Source organism: Achromobacter sp. CF-sbj1-Ac2-l (genome assembly GCF_052698165.1).
Genome location: NZ_CP199855.1, coordinates 5,966,944 through 5,993,073, shown reverse-complemented (window position 1 = coordinate 5,993,073; position 26,130 = coordinate 5,966,944). Strand labels below are relative to the sequence as shown.

The window sequence follows — 26,130 nt, the reverse complement described above, 5'->3', positions numbered from 1 at the left end:
GTCGGCGGGTCTGGGCACCACCAAGGGCAACCAGGTGGCCGGCGGCGCGATGTCAAGACGGATCAGTGAACTCAGTCCGATTTATCGGAACTGGTGGAGCCTCGCGACACCCGCGGCGACTAGCCTCTACACAGGGTGTGCCGATTCCGCGTTAACGGTGTGCCCGGTTCCTGGCACGCCCCAACGCGCGAGTGTGCGTGCAATAGATGATATGGATGACGCGTTTCCATGACCGCCTGCCCCAATTGCCAAGTTCAAAGTTCACCACCTGCGTTGCTAGCGGGCAAGCACGTTGAGGTTTTCTATCACGCGGATGAGTTTGCCCTGGTGGATCTGGGTGGCTTCACGGTCTACACCGAGATCTTCCAATTTGCCGAGCCGGTTACGGCTAAGTAGGCGACCCCCACCCGTCCGCAGTTTGCTTCATTGAATACCACGAATATCATGCGTTCACTTAAATTGGCAGCTACTGCCGCTGTGTTGCTGCTCACGTCGGGCTGCGCCTTCATCATGGGTTCCCCGGCCAAGCCCTTGGCGACGAACCCCGAGCCGGATGAAGTGATCAGTCCGGTGTTGGTCTATACGTCCGACTGCAATTTCCAGAAGAAATTGGACGACACGGGCTGGATCGGCGCACGTACTGCGCTGCCAGCGCTGTATGCAGCCGAGGCGGTCTGCAAGGCCCTGAACAACGAACTACCCGGCGCTATGGATGCGGCAGGCATCAAGGCGACATTCAAGCTGCGCAAGGTGAATCCGGATTCCGCGCGGCCGTTGACCTTGAAGGAAGACGCGGCGGCCATCGGGGCAAAGTATGTGGTGGCATTGGGCGAACCCAATGGCTTTGGCGGCTATCAGCAATACGGCCCATCGGTAAGCATCAAGGTGCGCCTGTATGACGCCGTATCGGGTGAATACCGCGGCTACGCCGAAGACACCTATCCGATTTCCTTGCGCGACTACTCCAATCGGGGGCCGGCCGCAGACGGCCTGCGGATCGCGGCGGATATGGCGCAAATGCTGGCGCGCACGATGCGCAAGCGTTGCACCGAGGCCTATCCTTATCAATGCGGCAAGACGGGCTTGTTCCGCCTGGCTGAGCCTCGCGATGCCTATGGCAAGTGAGTACCGCGTTTGCCCTGGCTAATTTCTTTTCTTTTGAGTGAGTGGTAGATGATTGCCGTGTTGCGTTGCGTGGCGCCCGCTTTGTTGCTGGGCGGTGCCTTGGCGGGTTGCTCCGCCACCAATCCCAATATCCTCAGCCATTACGACGCTGGCAGCAGTGCGCGGGTTCGCGTGTATGTGTATACGGCGGATCGCATCCGCCTGGATTTTGACAGGACGTGCTTCCTGCCCGCATCGGGCCTGTTCGGCCATGGCGACGGCCTGGAAACGATCCAGCGTTCGCACATGCGCGGTAGCGGCAGTGTTGGAATGCCGCCTTCGCCGAACATCTCGGGCCTGGTGTTCGACGAATTCATCATCAAGGCGGGTATTCCGGTAACCATTTACGGTCAGGTCGGCGGGACGTACAGAAGCGCCGGGCCTTATGGGTCCGTGACCACCACGAGCTGGCCCGAGACGAAGAATGCGGGGTATTTCACGCCAGCCGCTGGCAAGGACTACGAGGTCTATGTGGAGCGGCGCGCGGTCGTGGTGCAGGACATCACGGTGCCCGGCGTCAGCGCAGCGGAACGGCAGGTGCCGTTGATGCCGGCTTCGCCCTGCCCGGAACCCCCTGCGACCGTGATGCCGAAGGTCTGACTGCGGTCGTAGAGCCTATCTGGTACGCGTCGTCTCAAACCGGCCATTCCCCCAACCGATACGCCGAATCCCAGAACATCCATTCCAACTGCGCCGCATGCGTATAAGCCCGGTGCATGTCCTCGCGCGTCTGTGCCGACGCCTTGTCCGCCGCCTGGTCCACGGAGGCGATCACTTCGCGCACCAGGGTGTGGAATTCTTCCCCGGCGTAGGTATCGATCCACGCGCTATAGGGGTTGGGACGCGTCGCGCGGGCGTGGATGTCGCGGCCGATTTCCGCATAGATCCAGAAGCACGGCAGCAACGCCGCCAGCGCCACGGGATACGGCGCGCTCCACGCCGTGGCGATGAGGAAGCTGGTGTAGTGATGGCTGGCGGGCGACAGCGGGGTGCTGGCGAACGTCTCTGCGTCGATGCCGAATTGCTTCATGAAGCCTTCATGCAGACTGCGTTCGACCACCACGGCGTTCTTGGCCGCATCGGCGAACTGCACCACGCCGTCGGCATGGTCGGCCTTGGCGGCGGCGACCGCCAGGGCGCGGCCGAAGGCCAACAGGTAGTGGGCGTCCTGGATCATGTAGTGGCGGAACGCCTGTTCGCTGAGCTGGCCGCTGGCCAGTTCCTGGTTGAACGGCATGGTGCGCGTTTTTTCGTACAGCGCGGCGTTGCGCGCCCAGGCGTCGGTGCTGAAAGACATGGCAATCCTCGAGTCGAAATCGGACGGCGCCTAAAGGAAGCAAGCGCGCCGTGACCGCGACCCAAGGATATCAAGACTTACTGCATGTACCACCCATGGCTGACCACGAACGACTGCCCCGTGAACGCCGCGCTGGGGAAGGTCGACAGGAACAGCGCCGTCTGCGCCACGTCGTCGACGGTGGTGAAGACGCCGTCGACGGTATCGCCCAGCATCACTTTCTTGACCACGTCTTCTTCGCTGATGCCCAGTTCCTTGGCCTGTTCGGGAATCTGCTTCTCGACCAGGGGCGTGCGCACGAAACCGGGGCAGATGACGTGCGAACGCACGTTGTGCTTGGCGCCTTCCTTGGCCAGCACGCGCGCCAGGCCCAGCAGCGCGTGCTTGGCGGCGACGTAGGCGGACTTGAGCGGCGAGGCTTCGTGCGAGTGCACCGAGCCCATGTAGATCACGACGCCGCCGCGATCGTCCTTGTACATGTGCTTGAGCGCGGCCTTGGTGGTGAGGAAGGCGCCATCGACGTGGATGGCCTGCATCTTCTTCCAGTCGGCGAAGGCGAAGTTCTCGATGGGGTTGACGATCTGGATGCCGGCGTTCGAGATCAGGATGTCGATGCTGCCGTAGGCGGTGGCGACGCGGTCGATGCCCTGGTTGACGGCGTCTTCGTTGGTGACGTCCATGGCCACGCCCATGGCCTTGCCGCCGGCCTGCTCGATTTCGCGGGCGACGGCGTCGGCGCCGGCCTGGTTCAGGTCGGCGATGGCGACCGCGGCGCCCGCGCGCGACAGGGTCAGCGCGATTTCCTTGCCGATGCCGCTGGCCGCGCCGGTGACGACGGCCACTTTTCCGTTCAGATTGCTCATGCTGGGAACCTCCGGGTAAGAATGCCGCGGGCCGGGGTGCGCCCGCGGATGCGAGGGGCATGGGTTGATGGTAGCGCTCCAGGATGAGCGCAGCCTGAACGCGACAACGCGGGTAACTTTCTATGTCATTTGCTTCCGCCGCGTGTCCGCCCGGCGCGGGCGCGCTGTCGCGGTGAGGGCGCAAGGTGCATGTCTTCGGCGCCATGCCGACGGCCATGCCAGGCGGAGTTTGTTACCAACGCGCGCCACGCGGCGCATTCCGCCATTGCCGGTGGCGCCGGGCTGCGCGAGAATCCGCCGCATTCGGTCCTGTCTCGGTGGGTGGGGGCCTGGTTTCTTACAAAGCGAATTCAAGCGTGGCAACAGTCATGAACGGTCGAGCGGGCAAGCAAGGGGCGGCAGGATGGGCGCGCGGCGTCGCGGCGGCCTTGCTGGGGTTGGCGGCGCTGTCGGCGCAGGCGGCCTACGTGGTGGTGGACACCGGCCACACGCCCAAGCAGCCGGGCGCCACGGGCGCCAGCGGCCGGGTGGAGTACCAGTACAACCTGGACCTGAGCGGCGCGGTGGCCACGGATCTGCTGGCGCTGGGCGACCGCGTGACGCGCGTGTCGGCCGATGGCGCCGAGATTGCGCTGGGCCGGCGCGCGTTGACCGCGCCGGACGCGGACTTCTTCATCTCTATCCACCACGATTCGATGCAGCAGAAGTACATCGATGCCGGCCGTCAGCGGGAATTCGCGGGGTTCGCCATCTTTGTCTCGCAGCTCAATCCCCGCTACGAGGACAGCCTGCGATGCGCCAAGGCCATCGGCGAGGCGCTGGTGGCAGCGGGCGAAAAGCCGTCGCTGTACCACGCCGAGCCCATCGCGGGCGAGAACCGGCCTCTGCTCGATCGTCGCCTGGGCGTGCATCGCTACGATGGGCTGGCGGTGCTCAAGACGGCGGCGATGCCAGCGGTGCTGGTGGAGGCTGGCGTGATCGTGAATCCCGACGAAGAGGCGCGCCTGGCGCGGCCCGAGACCATCCAGCGCCTGGCGCGAGCGATCGCGGACGGCACGCACGCCTGCCAGCGGCGTTAGCGCGGCGCGGGGCGGCTGGCGGACGAATGCGGGATGAAATGGCTGGGGATGGATAAAATCCGGCATTCGACCGGCGGGCCGCCGCGCCCGGGGCGACGCGGTTGCGCAGGGCGGGGTCGATGCCGTCCATGGCATGCGTTCCGAGAACAAGGACTGATGATGCTGAAAAGAAAACTGACGATGTTGGCCGCGGGCCTGGCGCTGTCCATGGCCGGAGTGTCCGCCGCGGTGGCGCAGACGCAGGCGCCGGCGGCGCAGCAGGAGGAACCCGAGCGCTACGGCCCGTTCTTCTTCCTGCCCAGCCAGCCCAATCTGCTGGTCTACGTGGGCGCGGTGGGCGCCAACGACATGCTCAACCTGAAGAAAGCGCTGCGCGAGCATCCGACCATCTCCACCCTGATCCTGCAGAACAATGGCGGCGGCCTGGTGCATATCGGCCTGGTGGTGGCCGAAGAGGTTTACGAGCGCGGGCTGAACACCTATATCCCGAAGGACAGCTATTGCGCGTCGGCGTGTTCGTTTGTGTTCTTCGCCGGCCGCCAGCGCCTGGCCGAAGGCCGCCTGGGCGTGCACCAGATTTCCGCGCCCGAGATGACGGGCGAACAGGCGCAGTTCGGCGTGTCGGACATCGTCGCGACCCTGCCGAAGTACGGCGTGTCGGCCGACGTGCTGGGGATCATGTTCAGCACGCCGTCCAAGGAGATGTATTTCTTCTCGCCGCAGGAGATCATCAAGTACGGCATCAACCGCACCGGCAACGTCAGGACGGCCAGCAATGACGTGCAGCCGGGCACGGGCCAGCGCGCGGCCCCGGCCACGGCGCCTGCCGCGGCGCCCGCGCCGCAGGCGCAGTCGCCCGGGGATGGCAAGTTGCCGCCGCGCAAGCCGGCTTCGCCGGATGCCGCGCCGGCGCCGGCCGGCCCCGTGGCCAATCCGTACATGCCCAAGGAAACCGCGCCCGCCGCGATCACGGATGAGCAGAAGGCGATCAACGCCGCGGCCCTGATGATCCAGGCGGGCAGCGGCACCAACGAGGAAGCGCTGAAGTTCACGCGCGAGTTCTACGCCGATTCGGTCGACTACTTCAAGAAGCAGCGGCCGAAATCCGAGATTCTGGCGGACAAGGAGGCGTACTTCGCGCGCTGGCCGGTGCGGCGTTTCGTGGTCGACCAGAGTTCGCTGCGGGCCAAGTGCCAGGACCAGATGTGCATGGTCAAGGGCCTCTACGATTACAAGGTATCGAGCCCGGAGCGCGGCAAGACCGCGACCGGCACGTCGAATTTCACTTACGTCCTTGACCTGCGCAACCGTTACCGCATCGTCATGGAAGACAGCGAGGTCATCAGCCGCTGACGCAGCGGCCCGATGCCAGGGAGAACTGCAATGAGTTTCAGGAATCGCGCGGCGCAGTTGCTGTGCCTGGCGGGATTGGGCGTGGTGGCGGCGCCGGCCCTGGCGATCAACTGCCAGAAGGCCAGCACTTCCTCCGAGAAGCTGATCTGTTCGGATCGCAAGGCGGTGGCTGCCGATGGCGAGCTGAACCGCGCCTATGCGGCGGTGCTGAAGCAGGCGCCGGACGAGGAGATCCGCAAGATGCTGGTGGATAGCCAGCGGCGCTGGATCGAGGCCCGCGACCAGGCGCTGAACGGGCTGACCGATGATTCCGATGCGCTGCAGGACGACCAGACGCCGGGCGGCCTCGCGGCGGACATGATCCTCAACCGCGTCGCCGCGCTCAAGGAGATCAGGAAGGGCGACAAGCTGCCCGCCATGATCGCCACGGCGCTGCGCCAGCGGGAGTTCAACAAGCAGTTCACGGGCGGCCCCTATGCCGGTTTCGACGTGTCCTGCGACATCCTGCCGCCGGACTACAAGTACTACGCCTGTTTCGCGACCCGGCATTACCAGAACAACGACCGCATCTGCAGCGTGGAGGAATACTGGGCCACGGGCTCGGTCTACGTGCAACGCTACGTGGCCAAGGTGGTCGACAACAAACCGGTGCCGGTGGCGTCCTGCTCGTTCAATGGCAACGACGCCAACTGCCCGGGCAGCATTGCCGATGACGCGCACTGGAACACCGGCCCCGAGGTGCACAAGGTGGACTACTCCTCCAAGCCGCTGCCCAAGGTGGACGGCGAAGTGCACGACGACGATGAGTATGGCTGGCTCAAGTCCTGCCTGAGCGACGCGTCGTTCCCGCTGTCCAATCCGAAGGACGCCGGCCGCTAGCCGGGCCGGGCCGCGTCAGGCAGCGTCGTCGGCGGCGGCCCGGGCCAGGCGCTTGCGGGGGTGCCTGGCGTCAGGCCTTGGCGGCGGCTGGCACCGACGAGCCGCCAGTGCGCAAGAGCAGGAAGCCCGCCACCGCCGAGGCCAGCGAGCCGGTCAGGACGCCGATCTTGGTGGCATCGACCGCCCCTGGATCGCTGAAGGCCAGCGCGCCGATGAACAGGCTCATGGTGAAGCCGATGCCGCACAGCAGGGCCACGCCGTACAGTTGCGTGAAGCTGGCGTGGCGCGGCAGGCTGGCCACGCCGGTGCGGATGGCGAGCCACGCAAAGCCGAACACGCCCAGTTGCTTGCCCAGGAACAGGCCCAGCGCCACGCCCAGCGGCACGGGCTGCGCCAGGCTCGACAGCCCCATGCCGGCGAACGACACGCCGGCGTTGGCGAAGCCGAACAGGGGAACGATCAGCAAGGCCACGGGTTTGTGCAGCGCGTGTTCCAGCGCATGCAGCGGCGAATGCTCGCCCGCGCGGCCCTGGTTCCGCGGACGCAGCGGAATGGTCAGCGCCAGCGCCACGCCCGCGAGCGTGGCATGGACGCCGGACTTCAGCACGAAGTACCAGAGCACCGCGCCGATCAGCAGATAGGGCGCCAGGCGCAGCACGCCGGCCCGGTTCAGGCAGAACAGGCACGCCAGCAGGGCCCCTGCCATGCCCAGCGCGAACAGGTTCAGCTCGGAGGTATAGAACAGCGCGATGATGACGATGGCGCCCAGGTCGTCCAGGATCGCCAGCGCCGTCAGGAAGACCTTCAGCGAGGTCGGCACGCGGCTGCCCAGCAGGGCCAGGATGCCCAGTGCGAAAGCGATGTCGGTGGCGGCGGGGATGGCCCAGCCGCGCAGGGTGTCGGGGCTGCCCAGGTTCAGCAGCACGTAGATCAGCGCCGGCATGGCCATGCCGCCCAGGGCGGCGATGCCAGGCAGCACGATGCGAGCCGCGCCGCGCAACTGGCCGTCCAGCACCTCGCGCTTGATCTCCAGGCCGACCAGCAGGAAGAACACCGCCATCAGGCCATCGTTGATCCAGTGCAGCACCGATTCCTTGAGTAGCACGGGGCCGGCCTGGAAGCCGAGCTTGGCGCCGAGGATCTCGAAGTAGCCGGGCGCCAGGGGGCTGTTGGCGACGATCAGGGCGACCACCGCCGCCAGCATCAGCACGTAGCCGCCGAGGGCTTCGGAACGCAGGAACGCCTGCAGGAAAGAGACGGGCCGGGACGGGGGCGAGGCCTGCAGGGTCACTATTCACTCCTTGCGTGCTGCGATACAGCGTAAAACCTGAATTTTACCTGAATTGCATGCGTCGCGAGGAGCGGAAGGTCTTGATTTCTATAGGATTTGGTGTGATCGTCTCGACAATTCAATGCCACAGCAACGCGTTCATGGCCTCGACCAGCCGGTTGCGATAGCGCGGCAGCAGCGCCCGCACGCGCGCCTGGCGTTCGGACCATTCGGCCGGCTCGGCGCCGGCGGCGATGCGCGGCGACGCCCAGATCGGGTCGGGGAAATGGCGGTCGCCGCGCCAGCGCGGAATCACGTGCCAGTGCAGGTGCGGCACCATGTTGCCGAGCGAGGCCAGGTTGATCTTGTCGGGCGCCAGGATCGATTGCTGCGCTTCCTCGACCACGTACACCGCGCGCATCAGCAGGTCGCGGCCGTGGGTCGACAGGCTGGTCATCTCGGCCAGGTGGGCGTTCCAGATGACGCGGGTGAAGCCGGGGTAGTCGGGGTCGTCCACCTCGATCAGGCGCAGGTGCGGGCCGCGCCACAGCAAGGTGCCGCCGTCGGTCTGGCACAGCGGACAGTCGGGGTCGCGCGCGCTCAAGGCAGCACCTTGCGGTATTGGATGAAGCCGGAACGGTCGGCGATGCGGTCGTATAGCTGCATCGCGGTGGCGTTGGTCTCGTGGGTCAGCCAGTAGACACGGGCGCAGTTGGCGGCGGCCGCTTGCGCATAGACGTGTTCGATCAGCTTGCGGCCGGCGCCGGTGCCGCGGGTTTCCGGATCGACGTAAAGGTCCTGCAGATAGCAGTAGTCGCCCGCCGTCCAGGTCGAGCGGTGGAAGATCCAATGGACCATTCCGACCGCGCGGCCGCCGTCGTAGGCCAGCGCGGCATTCACCGGCTCGGCCGGATCGAGGAAACGGGCCCAGGTGTTGCGCGTGACGGCGTCGGCGATGTCGACGCGGTAGAAGTCCTGATACCCCTTCCAGAGGGGCAGCCAGACATCAAAATCGGCGGCGACGACGGGACGGATTTCAGCCGAGCTCATGGGCAAGGTCTCCTGCGGGTCAGAGTTGGTTTTCCAGGGCTTCGACGATATGTCGCAGCACTTGAAGGCGAGCGTAGCGCTTGTCATTGGCCGACACCAGGTGCCACGGCGCATGCTTGACATCGGTGCGCGCCAGCATTTCGTTGGTGGCCGCGGCGTATTCCTTCCATTTGTCGCGGTTGCGCCAGTCGTCGGGCGTGATCTTGAAGTTCTTGAAGGGCGATTTCTCGCGGTCCTTGAAGCGTTCGAGCTGGACGTCGGCGGTGATCGCCAGCCAGAATTTCAGCACCAGCGCGCCGCTGCCGGCCAGTTGCGCCTCGAAGTCGTTGATCTCGGCGTAGGCGCGGCGCCAGTGGGCGGGCGGGGTGATTTTCTCGACTCGCTCGACCAGCACCCGGCCGTACCAGGAGCGGTCGAAGATGGCGATGCGCCCCTGGCGCGGCACGTGGCGCCAGAAGCGCCACAGGTAAGGGCGGGACAACTCGTAGCTGTTGGGCGCGGCCACCGGGGTGATGTCGAACTGGCGCGCATCGAGCGCGTGGGTGATGCGGCGGATGGCGCCGCCCTTGCCGGCGGCGTCCTGGCCTTCAAACACCAACACCAGCGAACGTTCCTGGAATTTCCTGGAGCGGGCCGCGCGCGCCAGCCGGCCCTGCAGCAGTCCCAGTTCGGATTCGTAGTCGTCACGGTCGAGCTTGGCGTCGTAGTCCAGTTGGCCGAGCCGGTCGAGGATGCGGGCCGGACCGGTGTGGGCCACGAACGACGCCGGGATGCGCGGCACGCGGTTCTGGCGCATGGCCGCCAGCACGGCCTCGGCGGTGCGCGCGGCGCGCATGTTCTCGTCGGCGCTGGGGATCACCACCCACGGCGCATGGCCGCTGTCGGTGTGGTTGATGACGACCTGGCCGCTGTTGCGGATGCGGTCATATTTTTTGTGCACCTTGAGGTCGATCGGGCTGACCTGCCAGGAGGTCTCGGGGCTGGCCAGCAGGCGCTTGGCCCGCGCCTGCTGGGCCTCCGATGACAGGTGGAACCAGAGCTTGAGGATCTGCACCCCCTCGGCGGCCAGCATTGCCTCGAAGCGGCGGATGGCGACCGACTGCGCCTCGATGCTGTCCTGATTGGGGTGTTTGCGCGCGGCTTCGCGGATCAGCGGCGTGTACCAGGAGCCAAAGACGATGCCCGTGCTGCCCTTGGGTGGCAGATCTTTCCAGTAGCGCCACATGGGCGGACGCTCGAGCTCGTCGCCTTCCGGAGGACCATAGGCCAGCGTCCTGATGTGGCGCGGGTCCATCCATTCGTTGAGCAGGTTGATCGTGGCGCCCTTGCCGGCGCCGTCGATGCCGGCGACCACCACCAGCAGGGATTTCTCGGCCTTCTGCAGGCGCTGGTACTGCGCGTTCAGCAGCGCGACGCGCAACCGGGCTTCCAGCGGCTTGAAGGCTTCCTTGGATAGAACGGGGTCGGCTTCGGCTTCGGCGAACATGGGGGTTCCGTGGGATCGGCGATCTTGTGACCGGCCGATCTTGCGGGATATCCCGGCGGCGCGCAAGTGCGCCGCCGCGGGAACCTTGCGGGCGCTGGCTAGAGGGCGTCGACGGGGATCTTCAGGTAGCGCACGCCGTTGTCTTCCGGCGGCGGGAAATGGCCGGCGCGGATATTGACCTGGATGGCCGGCAGGATCAGCGTGGGCATCGACAGGGTGGCGTCGCGCCGCGTGCGCATGGCGACGAATTCGTCTTCGGTGACGCCGTCGCGCACGTGGATGTTGGCGCGGCGCTGTTCGGCCACGGTGGTCTGCCACGCGGCCTCGCGGCCGGCGGGCGGATAGTCGTGGCACATGTAGAGGCGGGTGTCGTCCGGCAGGCTCAGCAGGTGCCGGATGGAGCGGTACAACTGGCGGGCGTCGCCGCCGGGAAAGTCGCAGCGCGCGGTGCCGACGTCCGGCATGAACAGGGTGTCGCCGACGAAGACGGCGTCGCCGATGCGGTAGGCCATGTCGGCCGGCGTATGGCCGGGTACGTGCATGGCGCTCGCCGTGAGGGTGCCGATCTGGAAGGTTTCGCCATCGGCGAACAGGCGGCCGAACTGCGAGCCGTCGAGCTGGAACTGCGGCTCGAGGTTGAAGATCTTCTTGAACACGCCCTGCACGGTGCGGATGCTCTGGCCGATGGCGATGACGCCGCCCAACTGGCGCTGCAGGTAGGGCGCGGCCGACAGGTGATCGGCGTGCGCGTGGGTCTCGAGCAGCCATTCGGTGCGCAGGCCGTGTTCGCGGACGTAGGCGGCTACCCGGTCGGCGCTGGCGGTGCTGGTGCGGCCGGACTTGGGGTCGTAGTCGAGCACCGAATCGATAATGGCACAGGCGCCGCCGGACGCGGGCTCGTGCACCACATAGGTAACGGTGGCGGTGGCCGGGTCGAAGAAGGCCTGGATATGCGGGTTCATGGGGAGGCGCCTGGAGCAGAGGAGGGTGTGCGCAGAACAATATATATTTTTCAATAATATTGTTGGATAGTTTATCGGTCAATATAATGATCAAACTCTTTTCCGCCGATTGACCCCCATCAAATGCTGACTGCCCTGAACGATTGCGAGGTCGCCGCGCTGCGCGAATCCGCCTCCCAGGCCTGCGCGCTGCTCAAGGCGCTGGCCAACGAAGACCGGCTGCTGCTGCTGTGCCAACTGGTGCAGGGCGAGCGCAACGTCGGCGAACTGGAATCCCTGACCGGCATCCGCCAGCCGACGCTGTCGCAGCAACTGGGCGTGCTGCGCGATGAGGGCCTGGTGAGCACCCGGCGGCAGGGCAAGTACGTGTACTACCAACTGGCCAGTTTCGAGGTCAACCAGGTCATGAAGACGCTGTCCAGCCTGTATTGCGGCCGTGCCATGGCGGCGCTCGCGTCATGATCGACCTGTCCGCCTTCACGCCCGCAAGCGCGCTCGGCGGCGGCGCGGTCATTGGCGTGGCCGCCGTCCTCATGATGCTGGGCGCGGGCCGCATCGCCGGCATCAGCGGCATCCTCGGCGGGCTGTTGCCGCCTGATCGCAATGCCGGCTGGCGCCTGGCGTTCCTACTGGGGTTGTGCCTGTCTCCCTGGTTGTATCGGTTGGGCAGCGCGCTGCCGCCGATCGTGGTGGAAGCGGGCAATGCAAGGCTGATCGCGGCCGGCCTGCTGGTCGGCATCGGCACGCGTTTCGCGTCGGGGTGCACCAGCGGCCACGGCGTCTGCGGGCTGGCGCGCGGCTCGCGCCGTTCCCTGGCGGCGACGGCGCTCTTCATGGCGGCGGGGTTCGCCACCGTGTATGTCGCGCGGCACCTGATCGGAGGCTGACATGGTGGCCTTGTTCGCGTTTCTCTCGGGATTGGTGTTCGGGCTGGGACTGCTCGTTTCCGGCATGGCCAACCCCGCCAAGGTGTTGGGCTTCCTGGACCTGGCGGGAAGCTGGGATCCTTCGCTGGCGTTGGTGATGGGCGGTGCGCTGGCCGTGACGGCAGCGGGCTTTGCCTGGTTGCGCCGTCGTCGTGCCAGCCTGTCCGGCGAGCCGCTGCATTGGCCCACGGCCACGCGTATCGATCCGCGGCTGGCGTTCGGCAGCCTGGCGTTCGGCGTGGGCTGGGGGCTGGCGGGTTTCTGCCCCGGCCCGGCGCTGGTGGCGGCGGCGGCCGGCGTGCGGGAGGCACTGATCTTCGTGGCGGCCATGGTGGCCGGCATGGCGCTGTACTCGGCAATTCAATATATGACGAACCGGCCGTCCCGGACCGGTCGATAGCAGGGAGACGAGCATGCAGACGGCAGCACAGGCGCGGCGCGATTTCGACGTGGTGGTGGTCGGAGGCGGTTCGGCGGGCATCGGCGTGACCGCCAGCCTGCTGCGCCGCCGTCCGGACCTGCGCATCGCGGTCATCGAACCCAGCGACAAGCACTACTACCAGCCGGCCTGGACGCTTGTCGGCGGCGGCGCGTTCGATGTGACCAAGACCGTGCGGCCGACAAGGGCGGTGATGCCGGGCCGCGCCACCTGGCTGCAGGTCGCGGCGGCCGGTTTCGAACCCGAGGCCAACCAGGTCCGGCTGGCCGATGGCAGCGCGGTCAGCTACCAGCAATTGATCGTGTGCCCCGGCCTGCGCCTGGCCTGGGACAAGGTCGAGGGCCTGTCGGAAACGCTGGGCCGCAATGGCGTCAGTTCCAACTACCGCTTCGACCTGGCGCCCTACACCTGGGAGCTGGTGCGCGGCCTGAAGGGCGGCAAGGCGCTGTTCACGCAGCCGGCCATGCCGATCAAGTGCGCCGGCGCGCCGCAGAAGGCCATGTACCTGGCGTGCGACCACTGGCGCCGCAGCGGCGTGCTGGATCGCATCGAAGTCGAATTCGACCTGGCCGGCGCGGTGCTGTTCGGCGTGCCGACCTTCGTGCCGCCGCTGATGCGCTATGTGGAAAGCTATGGCATTTCGCTGGCGTTCAATTCGGCGCTGGTGGCGGTGGACGGCCCGGCGCGCAAGGCCTGGTTCGATGTCAAGGACGCCGAGGGGGCGGTGACCCGTGTAGAGAAGTCATTCGACATGCTGCACGCGGTGCCGCCGCAGGTGCCGCACGAATTTCTGCGCCAGAGCGCGCTGGCCGATGCGGCCGGCTGGTGCGAGGTCGATCCGGCCACGCTGCGCCATGTGCGCTACGACAACATCTTCGGGCTGGGCGATGGCATCAGCACCACCAACGCCAAGACCGCGGCGGCGGCGCGCAAGCAGATCGTCACGGTGGCCGAGAACCTGCTGGCGGTGCGCGAAGGGCATGCGCTGCCGGTCACGTACGATGGCTATGGCTCGTGCCCGCTGACGGTCGAGCGCGGCCGTATCGTGCTGGCCGAGTTCGGCTATGGCGGCAAGCTGCTGCCCACCTTCCCGCTGGACCCGACCGTGCCGCGCAAGAGCGCCTGGTTCCTGAAGGCGACGATGCTGCCGTGGATCTACTGGAACGGCATGCTCAAGGGCCGCGAATGGCTGGCCCGTCCGTTGGGCAATTGAGCCTGCCGTTGCCGGCGGCGATGCCGCGCCCGGGCTGTGCCGGTCCCGGGCGCGCGCCTTTCTGCTTCTTATCCTTGCTATTCGTAGGTGCGGATGTCGTCGATGACCTTGCCGTCGTTCGGCAGGGAGCCGGCCTCGGCCCATTCGACGTCGCTGCGCAGCTTGGTCACGTCGCGCACTGATTCGGCGATGCGGGCGCCGAGGTCTTCGCCGCGCACGCGTGATTCCACCCGCAGCACCATTTTGTCCGAACCGGTGGTGCCGCTGATCACCAGGCGTGCCCGCAGGATTTCCGGATGGCGGCGCACCACGTCGGCCACCTGCGACGGATGCACGAACATGCCGCGCACCTTGGTGGTCTGGTCGGCGCGGCCCATCCAGCCCTTGATGCGGGTGTTGGTGCGGCCGCAGGGCGAGATGCCGGGCATCACCGCCGACAGGTCGCCGGTGCCGAAGCGCACCAGCGGGTAGTCGGGGTTCAGCGTGGTGACCACGACTTCGCCCACTTCGCCATCGGGCACCGGTTCGCCGGTGCCGGGGCGCACGATTTCGACGATGATGTCCTCGCCCAGCACCAGGCCCTGGCGCGCCGGCGTCTCGAACGCGATCATGCCCAGGTCGGCGCTGCCGTAGGCCTGGTAGCCCTCGATGCCGCGCGCGGCCAGCCAGTCGCGCAGCGACGGCGGGAAGGCCTCGCCGGACACCAGCGCGCGGCGCAGCGAATCCAGCTTCACGCCGAGCTCGTCGGCCTTTTCCAGGATGATCTTCAGGAAGCTGGGCGTGCCGGTGTAGCCGCTGGGCGCCAGGTCCTGGATGGCGCGCACCTGCTGTTCGGTCTGGCCCGTGCCGCCGGGGAACACGGTGCAGCCCACGGCGTGCGCGGCGGTCTCCATCATCGATCCGGCTGGCGTGAAGTGATAGGAAAAGCAGTTGTAGGCCAGCTCGCCGGCTCGGAAACCGGCGGCGTACAGCGCGCGGGCAAAGCGCCAGTAGTCGGCGCGGGCGCTTTCGGGTTCATAGATCGGGCCGGGCGAGGCGAACACGCGCATGGCTTCGCCCCAGCCGATGGCCGAGAAGCCGCCGAAGGCCTTTTGCGGTCCGGCCGGTTGCGCGGCCTGTTCGCGGCTGTGCTGCTGGCGTTCCAGCAGCTCGTGCTTGCGCAGCACCGGCAGGCGCGCCAGCGCGGCGCGCGAGGTGACCGTGGCGGGGTCGATGCCGCGCAACTGCTCGGCAATGGCCGGCGCGCGGGCGATGGCGCGGGCGATGGCGTCGGGCAGGGCCGCCATCAGGTCGCGCTCGCGTTGCTCGGGCGCTCGGGTTTCCAGGACATCGAAAAACTCGGACATGGGATCGCACCCTCTCGTGTGCCGTACTGCGGTGTCGTTGCCGGCGGCGAGCCGGACCGCGCCGGCGTCGCCGCTCCAGGGATCAGGCCAGCCAGCGTTTGCGGCGGCGGTAGAACTTGTTGTCGCGGAAACTCTTGCGCTCGCCGCTGGAAATGCCCAGGTAGAACTCTTTCACGTCCTCGTTCTGGGCCAGGTCCTGCGCGGCGCCGTCCATCATCACGCGGCCGTTCTCCAGGATGTAGCCGTAGTCGGCATAGCGCAGCGCGATGTTGGTGTTCTGCTCGGCCAGCAGGAAGCTGACGCGCTCGCGCTGGTTCAGGTCGCGCACGATCTCGAAGATCTCCTCGACGATCTGCGGCGCCAGTCCCATGGACGGCTCGTCCAGCAGGATCATGTTGGGGTTGGCCATCAGCGCGCGGCCGATAGCGGTCATCTGTTGTTCGCCGCCCGAGGTGTAGCCGGCCTGGCTGGCGCGGCGCTGCTTCAGGCGCGGGAAATACTGGTAGACGCGCTCCAGCGCCGCGCTGGTGTCGCCGCGGCTGAGGTCGCGCGTGTAGGCGCCCGTCAGCAGGTTCTCTTCGATGGTGAGGTGGGCGAAGCAATGGCGGCCCTCCATCACCTGCACCACGCCGCGCTTGACCAGTTCGGCCGGCGACAGCTTTTCGATGCGCTGGTCGCGGTACTGGATGTGGCCCTTGGTGACGTCGCCGCGCTCGCCCTTGAGCAGGTTCGAGATGGCGCGCAACGTGGTGGTCTTGCCGGCGCCGTTGGCGCCCAGCAGGGCCACGATCCGGCCTTCCGGCACCTGCAGGGACACGCCCTTGAGCACCAGGATGACGTGGTTGTAGATCACCTCGATGCCGTTCACATCGAGCAGCACCTTGGGGGTGTCGGCGGTAGTAGCGGTAGTCGTTGCTGCGGTCATGGCGGTTCCTGCGGCTTGGTGGCGGCCGACGCCGTGGGGCGCCGGCCGCCGGTTCACATCAGTTCTCGCAAGTGCGGGGCGTGATGTTCTTTTCCTTGGCGTACTTCGCCGCGGCTTCCTTCACCATCGGGTCCAGCAGGGTCTTGTCGGCCTGGTACCAGTCCGAGACGACCTTGAACTTGGCGCCGTCCCACTGCACGATGCGGGCCCAGTCGTCACCCTTGTGGTTGCTGCAAGAGGTCTTGACCGGACGCATGATCTGGCCGAAGCCGAGCTGGTTCAGGCGTTCCTGCGTCAGGTTCAGGTTCTCGAAGCCCCAGCGCACCTGGTCGGGCGTGAGCGCCTTGCCCTTGCCGAACTTCTCCTGCGCGGTGCGGATCGCTTCGACCTGCAGCATCGAAATCATCATGCCGCGGGTGTGGGCGATGGTGCCGAGCGTGGTCTTGCCCGTCTTGTCCGAACCCTGGCCCTTGTCGTAGACGTACTTCTTCAGATCGTCATAGACCTTGTCGTGGTCGGCGCCGCTGTTGTGGATGGTGATGGCGTTGTAGCCCTTGGCGACATCGCCCAAGTCCTTGACGTCGCCTTCGGAGCCGGCCCACCAGATCGCGTACATCTTGTCGCGCGGGTAGCCGCTGGCCTGCGCCTCGCGGATGGCGGTGGGCGTCATGATGCCCGCGCTCCACAGCAGCACATAGGCCGGGCGCGCCTGGCGGATCTGCAGCCAGGTGGACTTCTGTTCCACGCCAGGGGCGGTCACCGGATACAGCAGCAGCTCGAAGCCTTCCTTGGCGGCGCGCTTCTGCAGCAGCGGGATCGGTTCCTTGCCGTAGGGCGAGTCGTGGTAGACCAGGGCGATCTTCTTGCCCTTGAGCTTGTCCATGCCGCCTTCTTTCTTGGCGATGTCCTGGATCATCACGTCGGCGGCGGTCCAGTAGGTGCCCAGCAGCGGGAAGTTCCACTCGAACACGCTGCCGTCGACCGATTGCGACAGGCCGTAGCCCATCGTCTCGACCGGCACCTTGTCCACCATGGCCTTGTCGCTGACCGCGAAGGTGATGCCGGTCGATTGCGTGTCGAAGCCCGATGCGCCGGTGCCCTTGCCCTTCAGGCGTTCGTAGCACTCGACGCCGCGGTCGGTGGCGTAGGCGGTTTCGCATTCCTCGTAGGTGATCTTGACGCCGTTGACGCCGCCGTCGCGCTCATTGACCAGCTTCAGGTAGTCCAGCTTGCCGTCGGCCCAGGGAATGCCCAGCGGCGCGAACGACCCGGTCCGGTACACCAGCAACGGAACGAACTGCTCTTCCGCCGCCATTGCCGGCGTGGCCACGGCGCCGATGGCGCCGGCTGCGGCCACCAAGGCTGCCGCCAACTTCAGGTTAAGACGCTTCATCTCCATTTACCTCCTGCGTGGTGTTTGGGTCATAAACCCTCGGACACCGGGGTTGGCCCGGTCTGGAGCCGGGTATTCAGGATGTCGGTCGTGGCGCGCATACCGCCACTACCGACGATGATCACAACGGGAGCCGCACCATCCGGGCCGCGGCGGATCCGGCTTTGCCGGTCCCCAGCGGCGCCCCCTTGAGGGGGAAGCGCCGCAGGCGCTTCGGGGGTGGGCCCATCATTAGTGGGGGAACGGCCAGATGCGAAGTTTCTCCTTGCCGATGCTCCACAACCGCGCCAGCCCGTGCGGCTCGGCGATCAGGAAGAACACGATCAGCGCGCCGAACACCATGTGCTCGACGTGCGCGGCGGTGTCCACCGACAGCGACAGGCCCAGCATGTGCGGCACGTTGGTCAGCGCCACCGGCACCAGCACGATGAAGGCCGCGCCAAAGAAGCTGCCGATGATGGAGCCCAGGCCGCCAATGATGACCATGAACAGCAACTGGAACGAACGCGTCAGGTCGAAGGCCAGCGGCTCCCACGAGCCCAGGTGGATGTAGCCCCACAGCGCGCCGGCCACGCCGACGATGAACGAGCTGACCGCGAACGCGGTGAGCTTGGCGTACATCGGGCGGATGCCGATGACCGAGGCGGCCACGTCCATGTCGCGGATCGCCATCCACTGGCGGCCGATGGCGCCGCGCACCAGGTTCTTGGCCAGCAGGCTGAAGATCACCACCAGGATCAGCACGAACAGGTACTTTTCCAGCGCGCTCTGCACCGGCAGGCCGAAGGCGGTCAGCGGCGGCACCGAGACGTTGCCCGACGACGAGTAGTTGGTGAAGAACGGGATGCGCAGGAACGCCCAGTCGACGAAGAACTGCGCGGCCAGCGTGGCCACGGCCAGGTACAGGCCGCGGATGCGCAGGCTGGGAATGCCGAAGATCACGCCGACGATGGTGGCGAAGCACCCGCCCAGCAGGATCTGGACGATCAGCGGCATGCCGGGAAAGCGCACGCCGAAGTTCCAGGCGGCATACGCGCCCACCGCCATGAAGGCGCCCGTGCCCAGCGAGATCTGGCCGCAATAGCCCACCAGGATGTTCAGGCCGACGGCGGCCAGCGACAGGATCAGGAACGGGATCAGGATGGCGCGCAGCAGATAGTCGCTGGACAGCGCCGGGATGGCGATGAACGCCACCGCCAGCAGCAGCCAGATGAAGACGCGGTCCTGGCGGATCGGGAAGATCTGCTGGTCGGCGCGATAGCTGGTCTTGAATTGGCCGTTTTCGCGATAGAACATGTTTTTATCCTAGAAGGCCGTGGTCAGACGCGGTCGATGATCTTCTCGCCGAACAGCCCTTGCGGACGGAACAGCAGGAACACCAGCGCCAGCACATAGGCGAACCAGATTTCGATGCCGCCGCCCACCAGCGACCCCAGGTAGACTTCGGACAGCTTTTCGCCCACGCCGATGATCAGGCCGCCGAGAATGGCGCCCGGCACCGAGGTCAGGCCGCCCAGGATCACCACCGGCAGCGCCCGCAGCGCCGCGGTCGAGAGCGTGAACTGCACGCCGAACTTGGAACCCCAGATGATGCCGGCCACCAGCGCCACCAGGCCGGCCACGCTCCAGACGATGACCCAGATGCGGTTCAGCGGAATGCCGATGGACTGCGCCGCCTGGTGGTCATCCGCCACGGCGCGCAGCGCGCGGCCGGTGGAGGTGAACTGGAAGAACAGCGCCAGCGCCGCCACCAGCAATGCGGCGATGACCGCGGCGGTCAGGTCTTCGAGGTTGATGAGCAGGCCGCCTTCGAACACCGAGTCCAGGATCATCAACGGATCCTTCGGCATGCCGACGTTGATGGAATAGACCGAGCTGCCGAACGAGATCTGGCCCAGGCCGTCGAGGAAATAGCTGATGCCCAGGGTGGCCATGAGCAGGGTGGTGGCCTCCTGGTTGACCAGGTGGCGCAGCACGAAGCGCTCGATCGCCACGGCCAGCAGGAACATGAGGATGGCGCTGACGATGAACGCCAGCACGTTGGCCAGGATCATGTTTTCGAAGCCGAACCAGCGCGGTATCCACTCCGAGAAGCGCGCCATCGACAGCGCCGCCACCAGCACCATGGCGCCCTGGGCGAAGTTGAACACGCCCGACGCCTTGAAGATCAGCACGAAGCCCAGGCCGATCAGGGCGTACAGCATGCCGCTCATCAGGCCGCCGAACAAGGTTTCCAGAAAAAATCCCATCATTCGCCCCTTAAGTCCGTGCAGCCAGTGAGTTTTCTCCCTCCCCCTCGGGGGGAGGGTTAGGGGCGGGGGCTGTTGCCTGCGCTTCGGCGTCCTGGGTGACGGCGGCTTCGCCGCCGACGCCAAGGTACGCTCGGATGACGTCTTCGTTGGCGCGCACCTCATCGGGCTTGCCGTCGCCGATCTTCTTGCCGTAGTCCAGCACCACCACGCGGTCGGAGATGTCCATGACCACGCCCATGTCGTGCTCGATCAGCACGATGGTGGTGCCGAATTCGTCGTTCACGTCGAGGATGAAGCGGCTCATGTCCTGCTTCTCCTCGATGTTCATGCCGGCCATCGGCTCGTCCAGCAGCAGCAGGCGTGGTTCCATGGCGAGCGCGCGGCCCAGGTCGACGCGCTTTTGCAGGCCGTAGGGCAGGCGCCCCACCGGCGTCTTGCGATACGCCTGGATCTCGAGGAAGTCGATGATGTTCTCGACGAACTGGCGGTGCTCGATCTCTTCGCGTTCGGCGGCGCCCAGGCGGAAGGCCTGCGCCAGCAGCCCGCACTTCATGCGCAGATTGCGTCCGGTCATGATGTTGTCCAGCACGCTCATGCCCTTGAACAGGGCCAGGTTCTGGAAGGTGCGCGCGATACCCATTTCGGCGGCGCGGCGCGGATTCATGCGCGAAAAGCGCTCGCCGCGGAAGGCGATGCCGCCCTGCTGCGGCGTGTAGACGCCGTTGATGACGTTCAGCATCGAGCTCTTGCCCGCGCCGTTGGGGCCGATGATGGCGCGGATCTCGTGCTCGCGCACATTGAAGGAAATGTCCGTCAGCGCCTTGACGCCGCCGAAGGACAGCGAGATGTTCTGCATGTCCAGCATCACGTCGCCGATGCGCTGGTCGCGGTCGTTGTTGCTCATGGTCTCTACGCGGCTCGGGCGGTGATGGCGGGGAACGTCTTGACCGGGCGGATCTTCAGGTCGGCGGCGATCTTGCCGGTGCGGCCGTCCTCGAACTTCACTTCGGTTTCGATGTACTGGGACTGCTTGCCTTCGAACAGGGCGTCGATCAGCACGCCGTACTTCTGCGCGATGAAGGCGCGTCGCACCTTGCGGGTGCGCGTCAGTTCGTCGTCATCCGGATCCAGTTCCTTGTGCAGGATCAGGAAGCGGCTGATCTGCGAGGCCGACAGCTTCGGATCGGTGGCCAGGTCGGCATTGACCTGTTCGACGCAATCGGCGATGAGCTGGTAGACCTCGTCCTTGCCCGCCAGGTCGGTATAGCCGGCGTAGGGCAGGCCGCGGCGCTCGGCCCAGTTGCCCACGGCTTCCAGGTCGATGTTGATGAAGGCGCACACGTCCTGGCGGCCGGCGCCGAACGCCACCGCTTCCTTGATGTGCGGGAAGAACTTGAGCTTGTTCTCCAGGTACTTGGGCGCGAACAGGCTGCCGTCGGCCAGCTTGCCGACGTCCTTGGCGCGGTCGATGATCTTGAGCTGGCCGTCGGTGTCCAGGTAGCCCGCGTCGCCCGTGTGGAACCAGCCGTCGGCGCTGCGCGCTTCCTGCGTGGCGTCCGGGTTGCGGTAATACTCCTTGAACAGGCCGGGGCTCTTGACCAGGATCTCGCCGTTGTCGGCCACGCGGATCTCCACGCCGGCCACGGGCGGGCCGACGGTGTCGTCGCGCACCTGGCCGTCCGGCTGCACGCAGACGAACACCGAGGTTTCGGTGGAGCCGTAGAGCTGCTTGAGGTTGATGCCGATGGAGCGGTAGAACACGAACAGGTCGGGGCCGATGGCCTCGCCGGCCGTATAGGCCACGCGCACGCGGCTCATGCCCAGCGCATTGCGCAGCGGACCGTAGATCAGCACATTGCCCAGCGCGTAGCGCAGGCGGTCCCAGGCGTTGACCGATTCGCCGTCCAGGATGCGGGTGCCGACGCGGCGCGCCAGCTTCATGCAGGCATGGAACAGCTTGCGCTTGAGGTAGCCGGCGTCCTCCATGCGGATCATCACATGGGTCAGCAGGCCTTCCAGCACGCGCGGCGGCGCGAAGTAGTAGGTGGGGCCGATGTCGCGCATGTCGATCGACACGGTATCGGGCGACTCCGGATGGTTCACGGTGAAGCCCGTCACCAGCAACTGCGTGTACGAAAACATGTTCTGCCCGATCCAGGCCGGCGGCAGGTAGGCCAGCACGTCCTCGCGATCGGTCAGGTTCTCCATCTCGGACACGGCGCGGGCGCGGTCGATCAGCGCATGGTGCGTCAGCACCACGCCCTTGGGCTTGCCGGTGGTGCCGGAGGTATAGAACATCGCGGCCGCGTCGTGCGGCTGCACCGCGGCCACGGCGCGGGCGAAGAAGTCGGGATGCTGCGCGGCGTACTCGCGGCCAATCTCCTCGAGCCGGTCGTACGACAGCAGCATCGCATTGGTGTAGTGGCGCAGGCCGCGCGGATCGTCGTAGACCACGTGCTTGAGCGCGGGGCATTGCTCGCTCACTTCCAGCATCTTGTCGACCTGTTCCTGGTCCTCGACCACCGCGACGCTGATCTCGGCGTCCTGCAGGACGTAGACCATTTCCTGGGCCACGGCGTCCTGGTAGAGCGGCACGGGGATGGCGCCGAGCGATTGCGTGGCCATCATGGCCATGTACAGGCGCGGGCGGTTCTCGCCGATCACGGCCACGTGCATGCCGGGCTGGATGCCCAGCGACGCGAGCCCGTGGGCGACCTGGCGCACGTGCTCCGCCACTTGCGCCCAGGTAAGGGTTTGCCAGATACCCAGGTCTTTCTCACGTATCGCGGGCCGCGACCCGCGTACGTCGGCATGCGCGAACAGCAGCGCCGGAAAAGTATCCAGCGCCGCCGGCATCGTTGCGGATGCGGGCGATGAATGTGCCACGTTGTCTCCTCCGGTTTGGGCACATCGCGCCCGTTGCCGCGAGACGCGGCGCGCGAGCGGTTGCGCTTGACCAGTTGGTTTTAGATTTACGGCAGGAGTTAAGGTATAAGGTTGGGTTGCTACCAACTGTCACCATCGCGACATTCAAGGAACTTTTAGGGTATTCCCGATGCAGCTATCCGACTCCCTGCAACTGGCCGCGGCCTGGTTTCGCGTACTCGACGCCGAGCAGCAAGCGCGCGTCGAGCGAGACCTGTCCGTGCAGCAGGTTGCCGCCGGGTCGATCATAGAGCGCAAAGGCGAACTCGCCCAGGCTTGGATCGGCGTGCTGGCCGGCCTGGTGAAGGTGTCGGTGGGAAATGCCGAAGGCAAGGTCGCATCGCTGACCGGCGTGCCCGCCGGCGGCTGGATCGGCGAGGGCTCGCTGCTCAAGCGCGAAGTCCGCAAGTACGACATCGTGGCGCTGCGCGATTCCGTCGTCGCGCGCCTGCCGGCAGCCACTTTCGATTGGCTGCTGGACACCAGCATTCCCTTCAACCGCTACCTGCTGCACCAATTGAACGAACGCGTCGCCCAGTTCATCGGCAAGGCCGAATACGACCGCCTGCTCGATCCGGATGCGCGCGTGGCGCGCTGCCTGGCCGAGCTGTTCAACCCGCTGCTGTACCCCGGCATGGGCATGCGCCTGACGATCACGCAGGAAGAGGTCGGTTACCTCGCGCGCGTCTCGCGCCAGCGCGCCAACCAGGCGCTGCGCAAGCTGGAAGAGGCCGGCCTGCTGAATGTCGAGTACGGCGCCGTGCGGGTGCTGGACCTGGACGGCCTGAAGCGCTACGGTTCCGACCGCGGGGCGCTGGAAGGCGAGCACGCTGCCTGAACGGGGCCGAGACGCCAGCCTTGGTCGACACGGCGCGGGGCGCAGGCGCTGGGGGTGTCGCCTGATCCCCGTCACCCTCTTCGACGGGGTCTCCCTGCCGCAGCGCAACAGGCGAGGGGACGCCAACCGCCCAACAACCATGGCGGATACAAAAGCCAAAAAAGTGCTTGACGATAAATAGCGCGCTATTTAATATTGCACAATGAAATCCAGATCCCAGCCCAAAAGCGCGTTCAACCCGCTGCTGCTAGACAGCCAACTGTGTTTCGCCCTGTACTCGACCTCCCTGGCGATGAACAAGGTGTACCGCAAGCTGCTGCGCGGCCTGGATCTGACGTATCCGCAGTACCTGGTCATGCTGGTGCTGTGGGAACGCGACGCAATCACGGTCACCGACATCGGCGAACGCCTGTTCCTGGATTCGGCCACCCTGACGCCCCTGCTCAAGCGGCTGGAGGCGGCAGGCCTGGTCACCCGGACCCGCGCGCAGGATGACGAACGCCAGGTCATCGTCACCCTGACCCGGCAGGGCCGCGACCTGCGCAACCAGGCCGAAGCCGTGCCCCACGCCATCGCCGCAGCGGCCCAGTGTTCGCTGGAAGAGGCGCAGGGCACCATGAAGTCGTTGCACGAATTGCGGGAAAAGTTGGTCAGCAGTCTTTGATTCGCAGTCTTTGCGGAGGATGATGGCAATCGCTGTCATTCCCGGTTATAAATAGTGCGCGATGTAATCGTGCGCTATCAATTCAGTAAGGGTCGAAGCGGGAGCGGTCCCGCCAGCCCGGCAGTCCCCCCACCTTCATCCAAAAGGAAAGCACCATGTCCATCGAAAAAGTCCTCTACCGCGCCCACGCCCACGTCACCGGCGGCCGTGAAGGCACTGGCGTCTCCAGCGACGGCAACCTGAACGTCAAGCTGACCACCCCGAAGGAACTGGGCGGCGCCGGCGCGGCCGGCACCAACCCCGAGCAACTGTTCGCCGTCGGCTACTCCGCCTGCTTCATGGGCGCCATGAAGTTCGTCGCCGGCCGCGACAAGATCGCCATGCCCGCCAACGCCACCATCGACGGCTCGGTCGGCATCGGCCCCATCCCCACCGGTTTCGGCATCGAAGCCGAACTGAAGATCTCGCTGCCCGGCATGGACCGCGCCGAAGCCGAAAAACTCGTCGCCGCCGCCCACATCGTCTGCCCCTACTCGAACGCCACCCGCGGCAACATCGACGTCACCCTGACCATCACCGTCTAAGCAAAGCGCGCGTCCCGCGCGCCCAAAGCAAAGGCAGGATTGCGCCACCGCGCAATCCTGCCTTTTTTCATCCGTCCCACTCCCAAGAACAGGCGGCCCCCCAAGCCGTCCGTCACCCGCGCGCAGCGTCATCCGCCAACGCAAAACCAGCGCGTAAGCCCAAAAAGGCCGCCCGCGCGGCCGCCTTTGGGCGGGCCCCGCAAGATCTTCGGCGATAAGCACTCGCGCCATAAAAACGCCAAGCACACCACCCGTCACTGCAACGCAGGAACCAAAGCAATCGCGAGCACGGTGGGGCGGCGGGCGGTGGCGGGCGGGGCGTGTAGATGCGCCCGAGGGAAACCGTAGGGAGCCGAAGGCGTACGAGGTTGACGCAGGGGCAGTCCGGAGCGAACGCTCCGGACCGCAATCGTAGCCCCGCCCGCCACCGCCCGCCGCCCCGCCGTGCGTCTCAAGAACTCAATCCCACGCAACCGCAAAAGAACTAATGCGCCCCCCCAAGATAAGCCGCCACCACAGCCGGATCATGCTTCAACTTCTCCGCACTCCCATGCACAGAAATCCGCCCATTCTCCAACACATACCCATAATCCGCGACATTCAACGCCGCCGCCGCAAACTGCTCGACCAGCAACATCGTCACCCCTTCATCCTTGAGCCGCGCGATGATCCGGAAAACCTCCTCCACCAGGATCGGCGCCAACCCCATCGACGGCTCATCCAGCAACACCAGCTCCGGATTCAGCATCACCGCCCGCGCCATCGCCAGCATCTGCTGCTCGCCGCCAGACAGCGTTCCCGCCAACTGATCGCGCCGTTCCTTCAGCCGAGGAAACAGATCCATCGCCCGCCCCAGGTCCGCCTGCACGTCGCCCTTGGGCCGGCTCCCCGTCAACCGGGGAAATGCGCCCAGCAGCAGATTGTCGGTGACGGAAAGCGTAGGAAACACCCGCCGCCCTTCCGGCGAATGCGCCAACCCCAGCCGCGCGATCCGATGCGACTCCAGCCCGTCGATGCGCTTGCCGCCCAATGTGACCTCGCCCGCGGTCGGCCGGATCATCCCCGACAGCGCCCGCATCGTCGTCGTCTTGCCGGCCCCGTTCGAGCCGATCAGCGTCACTACCTTGGCCTTCGGGACCTCCATGCTGATGCCGTGCAGCACCTTCACCTTCCCGTAGCCCGCTTCCAGATTCTTGATCGATAGCATGTTGTCGTCCTTGGC

Annotated in this window: 28 protein-coding genes; 13 read left to right on the top strand and 15 right to left on the bottom strand. The window is 66.2% G+C overall.

What is annotated here, in order from left to right; all coding sequences use genetic code 11:
- The first annotated feature begins 228 nt into the window (after window positions 1-228).
- From ACUDCK_RS27515 to ACUDCK_RS27505, 3 genes are read left to right on the top strand one after another with little or no spacing between them, the layout of a single operon-like run.
- Window positions 229-396, top strand: a complete 168-nt coding sequence (locus tag ACUDCK_RS27515) for a hypothetical protein (protein ID WP_175168271.1) — start codon at window positions 229-231, stop codon at window positions 394-396.
- Window positions 397-444: 48 nt separating this feature from the next.
- Window positions 445-1,125: a hypothetical protein gene (locus ACUDCK_RS27510; RefSeq protein ID WP_175168272.1), complete on the top strand. Its 681-nt coding sequence runs from the start codon at window positions 445-447 to the stop codon at window positions 1,123-1,125.
- Window positions 1,126-1,173: 48 nt separating this feature from the next.
- Window positions 1,174-1,764 carry a hypothetical protein gene (locus ACUDCK_RS27505; RefSeq protein WP_116792326.1) on the top strand — a complete coding sequence of 197 codons (591 nt, stop codon included), beginning with the start codon at window positions 1,174-1,176 and terminating at the stop codon, window positions 1,762-1,764.
- Between the two features lie 34 nt (window positions 1,765-1,798).
- Here ACUDCK_RS27505 and tenA read toward each other — a convergent pair whose 3' ends face one another.
- Both tenA and ACUDCK_RS27495 read right to left on the bottom strand, forming a co-directional pair.
- The gene (gene tenA / locus ACUDCK_RS27500; protein ID WP_175168273.1) at window positions 1,799-2,461 is read right to left on the bottom strand and encodes a thiaminase II; all 663 of its coding nucleotides are present in this window, start codon (window positions 2,459-2,461) and stop codon (window positions 1,799-1,801) included.
- 77 nt (window positions 2,462-2,538) lie between these two features.
- Window positions 2,539-3,324 carry a 3-hydroxybutyrate dehydrogenase gene (locus ACUDCK_RS27495; protein WP_175144061.1) on the bottom strand — a complete coding sequence of 262 codons (786 nt, stop codon included), beginning with the start codon at window positions 3,322-3,324 and terminating at the stop codon, window positions 2,539-2,541.
- A 368-nt stretch (window positions 3,325-3,692) separates the two neighbouring features.
- On the opposite strand from ACUDCK_RS27495, the gene ACUDCK_RS27490 reads away from it, so the two are divergent.
- The 3 genes from ACUDCK_RS27490 (at window position 3,693) to ACUDCK_RS27480 (ending at window position 6,635) form a co-directional block, all read left to right on the top strand.
- Window positions 3,693-4,403: an N-acetylmuramoyl-L-alanine amidase family protein gene (locus ACUDCK_RS27490; protein ID WP_081273628.1), complete on the top strand. Its 711-nt coding sequence runs from the start codon at window positions 3,693-3,695 to the stop codon at window positions 4,401-4,403.
- Between the two features lie 159 nt (window positions 4,404-4,562).
- A complete protein-coding gene (locus tag ACUDCK_RS27485) occupies window positions 4,563-5,756 on the top strand; it encodes a COG3904 family protein (RefSeq protein WP_244976977.1) in 1,194 nt (397 codons plus the stop codon).
- Window positions 5,757-5,786: 30 nt separating this feature from the next.
- Window positions 5,787-6,635: a lysozyme inhibitor LprI family protein gene (locus tag ACUDCK_RS27480; RefSeq protein WP_175168274.1), complete on the top strand. Its 849-nt coding sequence runs from the start codon at window positions 5,787-5,789 to the stop codon at window positions 6,633-6,635.
- A 70-nt stretch (window positions 6,636-6,705) separates the two neighbouring features.
- Here the strand turns inward: ACUDCK_RS27480 and nhaA are convergent, their stop codons facing one another.
- The 5 genes from nhaA to ACUDCK_RS27455 form a co-directional block, all read right to left on the bottom strand.
- Window positions 6,706-7,926, bottom strand: coding sequence for a Na+/H+ antiporter NhaA (gene nhaA, locus ACUDCK_RS27475; protein WP_175168275.1), 1,221 nt, complete (start codon window positions 7,924-7,926; stop codon window positions 6,706-6,708).
- Between the two features lie 118 nt (window positions 7,927-8,044).
- Window positions 8,045-8,509 carry an HIT family protein gene (locus ACUDCK_RS27470; protein ID WP_054500359.1) on the bottom strand — a complete coding sequence of 155 codons (465 nt, stop codon included), beginning with the start codon at window positions 8,507-8,509 and terminating at the stop codon, window positions 8,045-8,047.
- Window positions 8,506-8,955, bottom strand: a complete 450-nt coding sequence (locus ACUDCK_RS27465) for a GNAT family N-acetyltransferase (protein ID WP_054500360.1) — start codon at window positions 8,953-8,955, stop codon at window positions 8,506-8,508. The genes ACUDCK_RS27470 and ACUDCK_RS27465 overlap by 4 nt, the downstream gene beginning before the upstream one ends.
- A gap of 19 nt (window positions 8,956-8,974) precedes the next feature.
- On the bottom strand, window positions 8,975-10,441 hold the full coding sequence (pap, locus tag ACUDCK_RS27460) for a polyphosphate:AMP phosphotransferase (RefSeq protein ID WP_054500361.1): 1,467 nt from the start codon (window positions 10,439-10,441) through the stop codon (window positions 8,975-8,977).
- A 98-nt stretch (window positions 10,442-10,539) separates the two neighbouring features.
- Window positions 10,540-11,403, bottom strand: coding sequence for an MBL fold metallo-hydrolase (locus tag ACUDCK_RS27455; protein WP_175168276.1), 864 nt, complete (start codon window positions 11,401-11,403; stop codon window positions 10,540-10,542).
- Between the two features lie 123 nt (window positions 11,404-11,526).
- Here ACUDCK_RS27455 and ACUDCK_RS27450 point away from each other — a divergent pair, with 123 nt between their 5' ends.
- The 4 genes from ACUDCK_RS27450 to ACUDCK_RS27435 are packed head-to-tail and all read left to right on the top strand — an operon-like array spanning window position 11,527 to window position 13,981.
- Window positions 11,527-11,865, top strand: coding sequence for an ArsR/SmtB family transcription factor (locus tag ACUDCK_RS27450; RefSeq protein ID WP_006389825.1), 339 nt, complete (start codon window positions 11,527-11,529; stop codon window positions 11,863-11,865).
- Window positions 11,862-12,290: a YeeE/YedE family protein gene (locus ACUDCK_RS27445; protein ID WP_054500363.1), complete on the top strand. Its 429-nt coding sequence runs from the start codon at window positions 11,862-11,864 to the stop codon at window positions 12,288-12,290. The genes ACUDCK_RS27450 and ACUDCK_RS27445 overlap by 4 nt, the downstream gene beginning before the upstream one ends.
- Window position 12,291: 1 nt before the next feature.
- On the top strand, window positions 12,292-12,729 hold the full coding sequence (locus ACUDCK_RS27440; protein WP_175144066.1) for a YeeE/YedE family protein: 438 nt from the start codon (window positions 12,292-12,294) through the stop codon (window positions 12,727-12,729).
- A gap of 13 nt (window positions 12,730-12,742) precedes the next feature.
- Window positions 12,743-13,981 (top strand): NAD(P)/FAD-dependent oxidoreductase, encoded by a 1,239-nt coding sequence (locus tag ACUDCK_RS27435; protein ID WP_064527752.1) that lies wholly within the window; start codon window positions 12,743-12,745, stop codon window positions 13,979-13,981.
- Between the two features lie 77 nt (window positions 13,982-14,058).
- Here the strand turns inward: ACUDCK_RS27435 and ACUDCK_RS27430 are convergent, their stop codons facing one another.
- The 7 genes from ACUDCK_RS27430 to ACUDCK_RS27400 form a co-directional block, all read right to left on the bottom strand.
- Window positions 14,059-15,327, bottom strand: coding sequence for a phenylacetate--CoA ligase family protein (locus ACUDCK_RS27430; protein ID WP_049076969.1), 1,269 nt, complete (start codon window positions 15,325-15,327; stop codon window positions 14,059-14,061).
- Between the two features lie 82 nt (window positions 15,328-15,409).
- A complete protein-coding gene (locus ACUDCK_RS27425; RefSeq protein WP_049076966.1) occupies window positions 15,410-16,252 on the bottom strand; it encodes an ABC transporter ATP-binding protein in 843 nt (280 codons plus the stop codon).
- A 58-nt stretch (window positions 16,253-16,310) separates the two neighbouring features.
- On the bottom strand, window positions 16,311-17,651 hold the full coding sequence (locus tag ACUDCK_RS27420) for an ABC transporter substrate-binding protein (protein WP_081089634.1): 1,341 nt from the start codon (window positions 17,649-17,651) through the stop codon (window positions 16,311-16,313).
- 225 nt (window positions 17,652-17,876) lie between these two features.
- Window positions 17,877-18,941: a branched-chain amino acid ABC transporter permease gene (locus tag ACUDCK_RS27415; RefSeq protein ID WP_049076964.1), complete on the bottom strand. Its 1,065-nt coding sequence runs from the start codon at window positions 18,939-18,941 to the stop codon at window positions 17,877-17,879.
- 23 nt (window positions 18,942-18,964) lie between these two features.
- The gene (locus ACUDCK_RS27410) at window positions 18,965-19,894 is read right to left on the bottom strand and encodes a branched-chain amino acid ABC transporter permease (protein ID WP_049078187.1); all 930 of its coding nucleotides are present in this window, start codon (window positions 19,892-19,894) and stop codon (window positions 18,965-18,967) included.
- A 10-nt stretch (window positions 19,895-19,904) separates the two neighbouring features.
- Complete coding sequence (locus ACUDCK_RS27405) at window positions 19,905-20,801, bottom strand: ABC transporter ATP-binding protein (RefSeq protein ID WP_006389834.1); 897 nt, start codon at window positions 20,799-20,801, stop codon at window positions 19,905-19,907.
- Window positions 20,802-20,806: 5 nt separating this feature from the next.
- Window positions 20,807-22,783 carry an AMP-dependent synthetase/ligase gene (locus ACUDCK_RS27400; protein WP_175168278.1) on the bottom strand — a complete coding sequence of 659 codons (1,977 nt, stop codon included), beginning with the start codon at window positions 22,781-22,783 and terminating at the stop codon, window positions 20,807-20,809.
- A gap of 169 nt (window positions 22,784-22,952) precedes the next feature.
- Here ACUDCK_RS27400 and ACUDCK_RS27395 point away from each other — a divergent pair, with 169 nt between their 5' ends.
- From ACUDCK_RS27395 to ACUDCK_RS27385, 3 genes are all read left to right on the top strand, one after another.
- Entirely contained in the window at window positions 22,953-23,660 is a 708-nt protein-coding gene (locus ACUDCK_RS27395) for a Crp/Fnr family transcriptional regulator (protein WP_054419840.1), read from the top strand.
- A 202-nt stretch (window positions 23,661-23,862) separates the two neighbouring features.
- Complete coding sequence (locus ACUDCK_RS27390; RefSeq protein ID WP_054500368.1) at window positions 23,863-24,324, top strand: MarR family winged helix-turn-helix transcriptional regulator; 462 nt, start codon at window positions 23,863-23,865, stop codon at window positions 24,322-24,324.
- Between the two features lie 155 nt (window positions 24,325-24,479).
- A complete protein-coding gene (locus tag ACUDCK_RS27385; RefSeq protein WP_024070675.1) occupies window positions 24,480-24,908 on the top strand; it encodes an organic hydroperoxide resistance protein in 429 nt (142 codons plus the stop codon).
- Between the two features lie 484 nt (window positions 24,909-25,392).
- Here the strand turns inward: ACUDCK_RS27385 and ACUDCK_RS27380 are convergent, their stop codons facing one another.
- On the bottom strand, window positions 25,393-26,115 hold the full coding sequence (locus tag ACUDCK_RS27380) for an ABC transporter ATP-binding protein (protein WP_175168403.1): 723 nt from the start codon (window positions 26,113-26,115) through the stop codon (window positions 25,393-25,395).
- Between the last annotated feature and the right edge of the window lie 15 nt (window positions 26,116-26,130).